The following is an 11,467-nucleotide window of genomic DNA, read 5'->3' as shown; positions in this document are numbered from 1 at the left end:
GGGCGCTACGGGGCGACGGACGTTTCGGACATTACGGGGTGAACCGCTCCTCCGGCAGAGGCGCGAGGGTGAATCTTCATCTGATCCGGGTGAAACTGGTCAAGCGTCCGCCTCAGCGCTGCGCAGACCCTGCGAAGACGACCACGGGCCCCACCGCGCGCACGTCCAGCTCGAGGTGCACGTCGCCGCGGGCGTCCGCGGGGACCGCGAACACGAACGCGCCGTCGGCCGTCGTCCCTGGCTCGACGGCGTGCGGCAGCGGCGACCCTCCGGGCTGGCTCAGCGCGGTCGCCGGGGTCCGCTCGGGCCCGTACGACAGGTTGACGACCGCTCCGCGCAGGTCGAGGGGCGCCGCGGTGCCGTTGGCGACCTCGAGGGTCACCCGCAGCGCCGGGCCGGCCTTCTCCCCCGGCTGCACCGCCTCGCCGTCGACCGCCTCCCACGAGCTGACACGCGCGGTGACGGCGTCGGCGAGCTGCGCGACCGCGTCGATCCCGACCGTCGTCGTCGGCGCCGCGTCGACGCCCGCCGAGCCCGCCGAGCCGGCCGCCGCATCGTCGGCCGCATCGTCGGCCGCATCGTCGTCGTCGCTGCCCGCAGCCTCCTCGCCCTCGGGAGGCTCCGCCGCCTGTGCCCCGGCGACGGTGGGCGTCGCACCGGCCCCGGGCTCCGTCGGTGACGAGCCTGCGGGTGCGCCGTCACCACGACCGAGGAGGACCACGGCGACGGCCACGAGGACGGCCACGAGGGATCCCACCGCGACCCACCATCCGGCCCGCACCCGGCCGCGGCCCTCGGGTGCCACTGGCTCGCTCATGCGCTTTCCCTCCACGACGTCCCGCACTGCGGCGGCCGCACGGTCTTGCCGCACCCTAAGCGCAAGTCCTGCGCAGGGACGGCGTCTGCGCGGGTGAATATGTCCGGGATCACCCGATCTGCGGCGTCGGTTCGGCCCCTGCGTCGCGCCGGCGAGCGAGGTCGCGGCGCACGTACCAGGCGTTCGGCACGACCTGGCACACCATCACGGCCAGCGCCGACCCGAGGATCGGACCGGCGGCGTCGAGCGGCCCGATGAGCGCCCACGAGAGGCCGAGGTTGAGCGGCACCATCACGACGATCGGGACGACCTGGAACCGCAGGCCGCGCGCGTCCGTCATGTACATGCCGAGCGGGTACTTGGCCCCCTGCACCACGACGAACAGGAAGAACGAGGCGGCCAGGGCCGTCGTCATCTCGATCTTGCCCTTCGTGATGACCTGCGTGACGAGCGGCAGAGCAAGCCACAGGAGCAGCCCGAGCGCGGCAGCCAGCCCGGCGAACGCCACCGACGCGCGCGCAGGGCTCTCGATCCTGCCCGCGGCGCGTGCGCGTGCGTAGACCGGCCAGAGCGCGACCCCGGCCGCTCCGACGACCTGGTTGATGAGGCCGAAGGTCTGCGCCCCGAGGTTGTACTCGGCGAGCTCGCCCGCACCGGCGAGGTGGCTCAGCAGGAGCCGGTCGGTCTGCATCGCGATGGGCAGCGCGACCATCTGGACGAGCATCGGCCAGGCCACGTCCACGACCTTGGCGCCCGGGACGCTGCGCAGGCGCGGGACGTCCCTGGCAGCCGCGGTGACCTGGGGCGACAGGAGTCGCGCAGCGAGCACGAGGCTGACGAACGCCACGGCGGCGTTGGCGACGTACGAGAAGACGGCGACGAACGGCCCGAACGCCCACGCCAGTGCGACCGACCCCGCCACGCCGCAGAGCACGAGCGGCGAAGCGATGCCGCCCAGCGCGGTCTGCTGAGCGTTCCTGCCGAGCGCCACGAGGACGCGCTGGCCGACCCCGAGGGGCAGCGCGAGGGCGAACACGAGCAGGCAGACGGTCGCGGCGGTGGCGCCGCGCTCCCCCATCAGCCCGTCACCGAGCAGCGCGGGCCACCACCCCAGGGCGCCGATGACGACGGCCACCGTGGCGATGACGGTCGCGGAGACCAGCAGGATGCGGAAGGCGCTCGTGATGGTGCGCCGCACCTCGCGATCCGTCCGGGGCTGCGCCGCCGACGCCACCGCGTTGACGATGACGGCCGCGACGCCCAGGTCGGCGAACGGCATGAGCCCGGTGAGCCCGGTCAGCAGGCCGTACTGGGCGAACGCGTCCACGCCGTAGTGCTCGATGATGAGACGGCTCGTCGCGATGCCGGCCAGGCCCGCGACCCCCATCACGACGACCTTGACGACCGCCGTCGAGCCGACCTGGCGAACGGCGGACCTCTGGCGCTCGTCCTGCGCGGTCACGACGCGCTCCGACCGACCGGTGCGGGAGGCCCGGAGGTCGCCGAGGCCCGCCGGTACTCCTCGAAGGGCACGCCGAGTGCCGCGGCGCCGACGCCGAGCCCTCGCGCGCACGTCGCCACGCCGCGGGCCTGGAGCGACGAGCGGCGCAGGACGGTGCCGGCGGACGCCGCGAGCGCACCCCCGACGACGCGCACGAGGGCCTGCCCCACGCACCGTGCACGAGCGACGAGGGCCGGACCGGCCCCGGGCGTCAGCGCGATGGTGGTCCCGGCGCTCACGTGGCCCTGCGCGAACCTCCGGCGGACCACGTACGCGCGGGTCATGCGTGCCGCGGGGACGCGGTCAAGCACCCGGGCCTCTGCGCACCACACGATCTCTTCGCCCGCGGTGACGAGCGCACGGGTGAAGCGGGTGTCCTCCCCGCCGGCGAGCCCGATCGACGCGTCGAACGCGAGGCCGTGCCGGCGGACGGCGTCGAGGTCGAGCAGCAGGTTGTTGGTCGCCGCCGCCGGCACCCGGTCCCCTGTGACGTGGTCGCGGGCGTGCGCCCGGTCGAAGAACCCGCCGGCGACGATCCAGGGGTCGAGGTCGCCGTCGAAGACCGAGACGACCGGCCCGGTGACCGCGGCGACGCCCTCGCGCCGCCACACGTCGACGAGGTGCGCGAGCCACCCGCCCTCCGGCACCTCGTCGTCGTCGACGAAGACAAGGGCGTCGGACGCCGTGGTCTCGGCGAGCGCCCGCTGCCGGGCGACGGCGATGCCCGGACGCGGCTCCGCCACGTACCGGACCGCGGCGTCGCCGAGCGCCGTGACGACGTCCGCGGCGCCGCCGTCGGGGTCGTTGTCGACGACGAGCACCGTCGCCGTCGTCCCGGCGTCGGTGAGCGCGCGGGTCTGCTGCAGGAGCTGGGGCAGCAGCGTGGCGAGCAGCTCGTTACGACGGAACGTGAGGACCGCGACGGTGAGCACGGACAAGGGTGCGCCTTCCTGACCAGGTGATGAGTGGGCGAGGACCGGTGTGGAAGGCGGCCCCCGCGGCGCGGACCGCCAGGGTAGCGTCAGCGCGACCGCCGACCGACGTCCCGAGGAGGGCCCGTGCCCGCGACCGCCGCTCGACCGATTCGCGTGCTCCAGCCGTTCGCCCGGATCCGTGCGACGACCAACCCGTACATCGCGATGCTGCACGCGGCGCTCGAGCGGACGCCCGACGTCGAGCCGGTGCTCTTCTCCTACGGCCGCGCGCTGGTGGGCCGGTACGACGTCGTCCACGTGCACTGGCCGGAGACGCGGCTCGGCGGGCGCACGCCGGTGCGGCGCGCGCTGCGCCTGCTGCTCGCCTACGCGTTCTGGGCACGCGTGCGGCTCACGCGCACACCGGTCGTCCGCACCGTCCACAACCTCGAGCTGCCGTCGGGGCTCGGCCGGCTCGACTACGCGTGGCTGCGCCTGCTGGACGACGCGACGACGCTGCACGTGGTGCTCAACGAGACCACGCCGCCGACGGGACGCCCGTCGGCGATCGTCCTGCACGGGCACTACCGGGACTGGTTCGCCGACGTCGAGCGGGCGGACGCCGTCCCCGGTCAGGTGACGTACGCCGGCCTGGTCCGGCGGTACAAGAACGTGGTCGGGCTCATCGGCGCCTTCCGTGACGCGCACGCCGAGGACCCGGCGCTCAGCCTGCTCGTCGCGGGCAACCCGTCCGGGCCGGACCTCGAGGGCGACGTGCGTACGGCCGCCGACGGCGACGACGCGATCCACCTCGACCTGCGGTTCCTCGACGACGCGGACCTGGTGCGCGCGGTGACCTCGGGCGAGCTCGTGGTCCTGCCGTACCTGCACATGCACAACTCCGGGACGGTGCTCCTCGCGCTCTCGCTCGACCGCCCGGTGCTCGTGCCGGACAACGAGGCCAACCGCGCGCTCGCGCAGGAGGTCGGGCCGGGTTGGGTGCTCACCTTCGAGGGCGAGCTCGACGGCGCGGCCATCCGACGGGCGCTGCAGGCGGCCCGCGGAGCGCGGGCGCAGCAGCCGGACCTGTCGCGGCGGGAGTGGGACGAGGCAGGGGTGGCGCATCGGGAGGCCTACCGCGAGGCGCTGCGGCTACGCCGCGGCACGGCGACGCTCTGACGTCGGGCGGGACGCCGGCCCGGCACCGGCCGCCCGCAGCGCACGGTGCCCGTCGCGCACGCCCCGGAACGCCGCCCGCCACGGAGCGAGCGACGTCAGGAGCTGTCGACGGCCCCCCTGCAGCACGATCGAGCGCACGGCCCGCGGGGTCGTGCGCCACCAACGGCGGCGGTCGGCCGGGTCGAGCCTGCGCGCCGCGTGGAGGAGCCGGTTGCGGATGTTGAAGTAGTAGTACGTCTCGGACTTGGCACGGCCCGTGCGCTGCTGCGTGCCGCCCTCGTCGTGCACGGCGGTCACCTCGGTGGCGACGACGAGCCGGGCACCGAGCTGCTGGGCGCGGACGGACAGGTCGACGTCCTCCCAGTAGAGGAAGTACTCCTCGGCGAAGCCGCCGATCCGGTGCCAGAGCCCCACGTCGCACGCGAGGCACGCTCCGGAGAGCCACTCGACGTACGGGCGCCCGTCGGGCGGCTCGGGACGACGGGTGCTCGACCGCATCGTCCCGTCGTCGAGGAGCAGGTCCGTGGTCGACGCGGCGAACGGCAGGCCCGACGGCGCGAGGATGCGTGGCGCGACGAGCGCGTCCGGGTCCTCGACGGTCCGGGCGACGAGGCGGGCGACGTCCGCGGGCTCCAGTGCCAGATCGGGGTTGAGCAGCACGACGTGCGTGGCGCCCGCCTGCACCGCCCGCGCCACACCCAGGTTGGCGCCGGCGCCGAAGCCCGTGTTGCGGTCCGGCTCGACGAGGTCCCACCCGTGGCGGGTGGAGACCGCCCTGACGTCGGCTCGTTCGGCGGACGTCGAGAAGCTGTCGACGACGACGACGGACGTGCCCGGCGCGGCGGCGGTCCGTGCCAGGTTCTGCTCGAGGAGCACCGACGACCCGTAGTTCACGACGACGAGCGCGGTGCGCGGGACTCCGGCGACGTCAGGCGACACGTCGACGCCCGTGGTGGAGGGCCGCGGCCGTGTCGCGGAGCGCTGCCGCTGCGTCGTCCCACGCGAGCGGCTGCACCGGCGCGCACCGGCCGCGCGCCAGCTCCTGGCGGATGGCGGCAGCGGCAGCGTCGACGTCGAGCGGGTCGACGAGCCGCGCGTGGGCGCCGATCGTCTCGCGGAACACCCCGATGTCGCTCGCGACGACCGGGGTGCCGAAGGAGAGCGCCTCGACCGGCGGCAGGCCGAAGCCCTCGTCGAGCGAGAGGAAGACGAACAGGGCGGCGTTCCGGTACAGCCAGGCCAGCTCGGCATCCGCGACGTGCCCCGTCAGGACGACCGCACCGTCCTCGATCGCCTGCAGGGCCGCCGGCCCGAACCCTGGGCCACGGCCGTCGGGGCCGCCGACGACCACGAGCGGACGGGCAGGGCCGATCTCACCCGTCCGGACGGCGGCCGCGATCGCGGTCCCGAGGTTCTTGCGCACGTTGAGCCGCCCCACGGTGAGGACGAAGTCGTCCACGCCCGCGAGCACCTGCGGCCGGACCGGCGCCAGGGTCGCGAGGCGCGGGTCGGGGGCGATGCCGATCGACCGCACCTGACCGACCCGCCGGTTGCGCCGCTCGATGCGCCGCGCCTCGTGCCCGGAGGACGTGACGACCGCACCGGCACGCGGCAGCAGGGCGGTGACCGGCGCGAGGTAGAGGCGTTCTGCCGGGGTGAACCACCGCGGCTGGTCCTGGAAGAGCACGTCGTGGAGGAAGACGACGCTCGGGACGCCCCACGGGGCGAAGTTGTGCGTCACGGCGACGTCGGCACCGACACGGCGCAGCACCGACGGGTACTCGGACATGACGGACACCCCGTGCGGTCGTCGGCGCACCCCGACGAGCTCGACACCCGCGGGCACGTGCTCGCGGACAGCCTCGAGGTGAGCCGCCGGCACGGCGATGACGAGCTCGTCCTCGGGGTGCGTCCGAGCCCAGCCGCGCACGAGCTCGCGCTGGACCATGGCGTTCGACGGCGGCCCCTCGTGCCACCAGTACCCGTCGAGGAGCACCCGCATCCGACCGGCCGCCATCACGCCCCCACCCGTTCGCGCACTCGACGGGCGAGGCGCGTCGGCGCCTCCCGTGCGCGCTTGACCCACACGTGCCGGGCGTAGAACCGCCGGTAGTCGTCGACGAAGGCGCGTGCCGCCGCCACGTCCGGGAACAGCCCTGCCCGCGACCAGAACCCGCACAGGGCGTCGATCGCGGCGCCGTCCATCCGCACGAGCGCCGTGCGGTGGACGGAGAGCACCGGCAGGCCGGTCCCGGCGAGCCGCACGGCCTCCTCCACCGCCTCGAGCGACGGGCGACCGGGCCACACCGTCGGGCACCCCGGCTGGTCCTCGGCGTAGACGGCGGAGCGGTCGCCGTGGCGCCGGGTGAGCCATGCCGCGTACAACCCGAACTCGGTGACGTCGAGCCGGACGAAGGCCGCTTCGAAGCCTCTCTCCTCGCGTCGCTCGACCTCGTCCAGCAGATCGCGCACCTCCGCGGTCTGCATGACGTAGGGCGTCACCGTGACCGGGAAGCTCTCGAGGTGGTCCCTCGCGTCGAGGTCGAAGTACGCGAGCGCGCGCTCCACCGAGGACCGCAGGGGGTGGTGCGTGTACGGGTGCGCGCCGACGCGGGGACGCCCGTCGGTCGCGCGCAGGTACCCGGGGTCCAGACGGTTGACGACGACGTTCTTCGCGTCGAGCGTGACGTACCGCTCGGTGCGCACCTGACGCGCCACGGCGAGCTTGAGCACCTGCTGGCTCGTCCAGCCGAGCGACGTCACTGGTGGTGCGACGTCGCGCGCGGCGACGATCTCGACGCGCGGCGCGTGGACGCCGTACGCCGCGACGATCGCCTCACGCCTGCGGGCGGGGATGCCGTGCCGGGTGTTGTCGAGGACGAGCACGCGCTCGACCAGCTCGGGGGCGACGTTGCGGGCGAACGAGCGGGCCTGCAGCTCGAGGAAGGGCAGCTCGAGCTCGAACACGACGGGGACGAACGTGTCCCCGCTCATGCGCCCGCCCTCTGTGCCAGTGCGCGGACGTCTCGGAACCACTTCGGCAGCGCGAGGACCAGGAAGCCCGCAGAGCCGAGGGTGAGGAGGCCGAGGAGCGGGACGAAGACGTGCGGGAGCCCGTAGAGGAGGAACGCGAGGCACAGCACGCCATAGTCGGTCGGCAGGACCAGGACCGAGCGGAGCCACGGCAGGCGCCCTGCGGTCGTGGCACGCGAGACGACACCCTGCGCGCGGCGCAGCTGCTCCGTGAGCATCATCCCGAAGAACAGCACCGAGCCGACGACGGCGTTCGCGAGCGGGACCAGCAGCCAGGCGTCGTCGAGGTCCGTGAACCGGTGGATGCCGACGGCCAGCGCGAGCGGCAGGGTGACGACCTTGGTCGCGTCGACCATGTGGTCGAGCCACTCCCCCGCGACGCTCCCCGTGCCCGTCAGCCGCGCGACCTGGCCGTCCGCCGAGTCGAACGCGTACCCCAGGACGAGCAGGACGCTGACCGCGACCCCGAGCAGGACGCTCGGCGGCACCAGGGCGAGCAGCGCGATGGCGGAGAAGGTGCACAGCGCGCTGATGCCCGTCACCGCGTTGGGCGACAGCCCGCGCCGGTACGCCCACGCCGCGAGCACGCGACCGAGCCGCCGGTTGACGAAGCGCGAGTACGCCGGTGCGCTGCGCGCGGCACCCTTCTGCGCGGAGGAGAGACGGCCGAGCGTCTGACGGAAGGTCTCGTCCGCCGGGCGGACGGGCGGGTGGGTGGACGTCTGCGTCATCGCACGACCTCCGTCTCGCGAGCGGGCACCGCGTCGGCGCCTCGGCGCGACGCCCCCCGGTGCGGGCCGGACGCCCGCCGCTCGGCGAGCGCGACGGCGAGCTGCTCGTACCCGGCCGCGACCTCGTCCCAGTCGTACGCCCGCGCGCGCTCGCGCAGCCGCGCACCCCGCGCCCGTGTCACGGGCTCGTCGGCCTCCGCGTCCTGCAATGCCCGCGCGACCTCCCCGGACTCGCGCACGTAGACGCCGTCGCCCCCCGCGACCTCGCGGTTGAACGAGACGTCGTAGGCCACCGTCGCCGCTCCGGCGCCGATCGCCCGCAGCAGCGAGGGGTTGGTCCCCCCGACGGAGTGCCCGTGCAGGTAGGTGAGGCTGTGGGCGTACAGCTGGTCGAGCAGGCGCTGGTCCCACACGCCGCCGAGGAACCGCACGCGCGGGTCCCCCTGCGCCGCGGCGTGCACGCGGGCGGTGTACGCGTCGGCGTACGGCGCGGACCCCACGACCACGAGCGGCCGGCGCGCCCCGCTGCGCACGTAGCCCTCGACCCACAGGTCCACGTGGTTCTCCGGCTCGAAGCGCGCGACGACCAGGTGGTACCCCCCGGGCTCGAGGCCGACGTCGGCGAGGGCGTCGTGGCCGGGATCCGCGAGGACGGGCGCGCCGTAGGTCAGCAGGGTCGTGGGCACGTCGTACTCCGACCGGTAGTAGTCGGCGATGCCGACGGCGTCCGCGATCAGCGCGTCGGACCAGCGCACCGCCGCGGTCTCCGCCGCGCGGTAGTACCGGCGCCCCGCGCCGCCCCACTTCGCCCGCTGCCACTCGAGCCCGTCGACGTGCGTCGCTACGGGGATCCGCGCCATGCGCAGCAGCGGGAGGTACGGCGCGTTCGCGGCGTTGAAGACGAACGCCACGTCGGTCCGGCGACCCAGCAGGTGACCCACGGACACGCCGGTGTGGCTCAACGTCTCCAGCGAACGCTGCCGCAGCGCCGGCAGGGTGACGAGCTCCATCCCCGCGTACGACGCCAGCTCGGAGTTGCCCGACCGGCAGTAGACGCGGACCCGGTGGCCCGCGTCGGCGAGCCGGCGCCCGACCTCCTCGACGGCCGTCTCGAAGCCGCCGTAGCGCGCCGGCACCCCGCGTGTGCCGACCATCGCGATCGACAGCGGGGCGACCGCCGCCGTCGCGCCGCTCACGCGGCACCCTCCCGTGCTGCACCCGAGACGAGGAACTGCCGGAGCATGGTCGACGACGTGGACGGGGTGTACGGCAGGTACACGACCCGCGCGCCGACCTCCGCCATCTCGCGCTCCAGCCGCGTCCCCTTCTCGGTCCCCGCCCAGTCGTCGCCCTTGAACAGCACGTCGAACGGGTTCTCGAGCCAGGCGACCCGCTTGTCCTGGGCGTGGTCGGGCACGACGTCGTCGACGAAGCGCAGGCTCGCGACGAGCTCCATGCGCTCGGCGTGCGGGATCACCGGCGGGCGTCCCTTCATCGCGACGAGCGACTCGTCGACGGCGACGCCGACCACGAGCCGGTCGCAGCGCTCCCGCGCCGCGCGCAGGATGTTCAGATGGCCGATGTGCAGCATGTCGAAGCCACCGGGGACGTACCCGACGACGCTCAGGTTGCTCATGACTTGCTCCTTGCACTCGCGCTCACGAAGGGGAAGCGGCCCGCCCTCGCGCCGCACTGCAGGTCGTGCAGGGTCAGTAGGCCCCGGCTCCGCCGAGGACCGCGCGACCCGTCTTCCAGAGGATCAGCAGGTCCATCGACACCGACCAGTTGTCGACGTACCGCAGGTCGAGCCGGACCGACTCCTCCCAGTCCAGGTCGGAGCGTCCGCTGACCTGCCACAGACCGGTCAGCCCGGGCCGCACGTACAGCCGCCGGTGCACGGAGTCGTGGTAGGCCTCGACCTCCTCGAGCAGCGGTGGCCGCGGCCCGACGAGCGCCATGTCGCCCTTGATGATGTTGACGAGCTGCGGCAGCTCGTCGATCGAGAAGCGACGCAGGATCCGGCCGACGGGTGTGACCCGCGGGTCGTCTGCCATCTTGAACAGGACGCCGTCGTGAGTCCCCGACGCCAGGAGCGCCGCACGGCGCTCGTCCGCGTCGCGGTACATCGTGCGGAGCTTGTACATGACGAACTGCGTGCCGTCCTGCCCGACCCGCACCTGGCGGTAGATCGCGCCGCCGGGGGACGTGGCTGCGACCATCAGTGCCGCGAGGCCGAGCAACGGCCCGAGCAGCAGCAGCGCGAGCCCGGCCATCGTCACGTCGAGGACCTGCTTGAACACCAGGCGCGGACGCGGCGAGGCGACCTGCACCTCGAGCAGCGAGAGCCCGGCGGTGGGGCGGACGGTCAGCCGCGGCGCCCCGACCTCCACGATGTCCGGGACGACCACGAGCTGCGCACCCGCCCGCGAGAGCGCCCACGACAGCCTGCGCAGGGCGTCCCCGCTCAGGTAGCTCCCGGTCACGAGCACGACGTCGGCACCGCGGTCGACGGTCACCTGCACCACGTCGGCCACCGCGCCGAGCACGGGGACGCCCGCGACCGAGGTCGCCCTCCCCATCGAGGGGACGCACACCCCGTCGATCCGGTAGCCGTGGTGCGGGGCCGCGGAGATGTTGCGCACGACGCCGGTCGCCGACGCCTCGTCGCCGACCACGACGGTGCGCATGACCCCCTCGCCCTGCAGCCGCAGCCGGTGGAGGTGGCGGCGCTCCAGGTAGCGAGCGACCCAGCCGATGGCGAGGATCAGCGGGACCCCCACGAGCACGTAGCTGCGCGGGACGGGCACGCGCAGCACGTAGCCGAGGGTCATGAGGATCAGGACCATGGCGACGGCGGCGCGCAGCGGGGCCTGGAACTCCGCCGGCCCGTCCCCCGCCACGCTCCTGCGGTAGCCGCCCGAGAGCAGGACGAGGGCGATGAACAGCGCGGCGCCGCCGCACGCGAGGCGGCCGCCGTTCAGCAGGCCGTGCGCGGGCGCGAGAACGGCAGCCCCCACGAGGAGCGCGATGAGCGTGTCGAGCACGACGGCGACGAGCCCGTACCGGCGACTGACAGCCGCCCACGCGACGGCACGCGCCGCGGGGTCCGAGTTCTCGGGAGTCAGGCGGGGGACGAACGGCTCCGACGACGCCCACGAGCGGCGCGGCTCGAGCGCACGACCGCGCCGTTCCGCTACCTCGTCGACTGGGCCTGCTGCCTGGTCGGTGGTCAGTGTCATGTCTCCCCCGTCGCCGCATGCGCCTCGTGCTCTTGGGAGGCTATACGGCGATT

The 11,467-nt window shown here is 74.2% G+C and carries 11 protein-coding genes; 1 reads left to right on the top strand and 10 read right to left on the bottom strand.

Features of this window, described 5'->3' with window-relative positions; genetic code table 11:
- Positions 1-112 precede the first annotated feature (112 nt).
- The 3 genes from NP048_RS04605 to NP048_RS04595 all read right to left on the bottom strand — a co-directional run bounded on the left by NP048_RS04605 (position 113) and on the right by NP048_RS04595 (position 3,250).
- Positions 113-817 (bottom strand): hypothetical protein, encoded by a 705-nt coding sequence (locus tag NP048_RS04605; protein WP_227578316.1) that lies wholly within the window; start codon positions 815-817, stop codon positions 113-115.
- 109 nt (positions 818-926) lie between these two features.
- Complete coding sequence (locus NP048_RS04600) at positions 927-2,279, bottom strand: oligosaccharide flippase family protein (protein ID WP_227578315.1); 1,353 nt, start codon at positions 2,277-2,279, stop codon at positions 927-929.
- On the bottom strand, positions 2,276-3,250 hold the full coding sequence (locus NP048_RS04595) for a glycosyltransferase family 2 protein (protein ID WP_227578500.1): 975 nt from the start codon (positions 3,248-3,250) through the stop codon (positions 2,276-2,278). Before NP048_RS04595 ends, NP048_RS04600 begins: the two co-directional genes overlap by 4 nt.
- A 126-nt stretch (positions 3,251-3,376) precedes the next feature.
- On the opposite strand from NP048_RS04595, the gene NP048_RS04590 reads away from it, so the two are divergent.
- Positions 3,377-4,411: a glycosyltransferase family protein gene (locus NP048_RS04590; protein ID WP_227578314.1), complete on the top strand. Its 1,035-nt coding sequence runs from the start codon at positions 3,377-3,379 to the stop codon at positions 4,409-4,411.
- Here the strand turns inward: NP048_RS04590 and NP048_RS04585 are convergent.
- The 7 genes from NP048_RS04585 to NP048_RS04555 all read right to left on the bottom strand — a co-directional run bounded on the left by NP048_RS04585 (position 4,385) and on the right by NP048_RS04555 (position 11,414).
- Positions 4,385-5,350, bottom strand: coding sequence for a glycosyltransferase family 2 protein (locus NP048_RS04585; protein ID WP_227578313.1), 966 nt, complete (start codon positions 5,348-5,350; stop codon positions 4,385-4,387). The genes NP048_RS04590 and NP048_RS04585 overlap by 27 nt on opposite strands.
- The gene (locus NP048_RS04580) at positions 5,340-6,428 is read right to left on the bottom strand and encodes a glycosyltransferase family 4 protein (protein WP_227578499.1); all 1,089 of its coding nucleotides are present in this window, start codon (positions 6,426-6,428) and stop codon (positions 5,340-5,342) included. Before NP048_RS04580 ends, NP048_RS04585 begins: the two co-directional genes overlap by 11 nt.
- Positions 6,428-7,405 carry a DUF6492 family protein gene (locus NP048_RS04575; protein ID WP_227578312.1) on the bottom strand — a complete coding sequence of 326 codons (978 nt, stop codon included), beginning with the start codon at positions 7,403-7,405 and terminating at the stop codon, positions 6,428-6,430. The genes NP048_RS04580 and NP048_RS04575 overlap by 1 nt, the downstream gene beginning before the upstream one ends.
- Positions 7,402-8,175 (bottom strand): CDP-alcohol phosphatidyltransferase family protein, encoded by a 774-nt coding sequence (locus NP048_RS04570; RefSeq protein ID WP_227578311.1) that lies wholly within the window; start codon positions 8,173-8,175, stop codon positions 7,402-7,404. The genes NP048_RS04575 and NP048_RS04570 overlap by 4 nt, the downstream gene beginning before the upstream one ends.
- On the bottom strand, positions 8,172-9,329 hold the full coding sequence (locus tag NP048_RS04565; protein WP_227578498.1) for a DUF1972 domain-containing protein: 1,158 nt from the start codon (positions 9,327-9,329) through the stop codon (positions 8,172-8,174). The genes NP048_RS04570 and NP048_RS04565 overlap by 4 nt, the downstream gene beginning before the upstream one ends.
- Positions 9,330-9,367: 38 nt before the next feature.
- On the bottom strand, positions 9,368-9,811 hold the full coding sequence (locus NP048_RS04560; protein WP_227578310.1) for an FAD synthase family protein: 444 nt from the start codon (positions 9,809-9,811) through the stop codon (positions 9,368-9,370).
- Between the two features lie 73 nt (positions 9,812-9,884).
- Complete coding sequence (locus NP048_RS04555) at positions 9,885-11,414, bottom strand: sugar transferase (protein WP_227578309.1); 1,530 nt, start codon at positions 11,412-11,414, stop codon at positions 9,885-9,887.
- Positions 11,415-11,467 lie beyond the last annotated feature (53 nt).

This window comes from Cellulomonas xiejunii (genome assembly GCF_024508315.1).
In the GTDB taxonomy this organism is placed as follows: Bacteria; Actinomycetota; Actinomycetes; order Actinomycetales; family Cellulomonadaceae; genus Cellulomonas; species Cellulomonas xiejunii.
The sequence above is the reverse complement of the archived record's forward strand: the minus strand, read 5'-3'. Positions and strand labels throughout refer to the sequence as shown.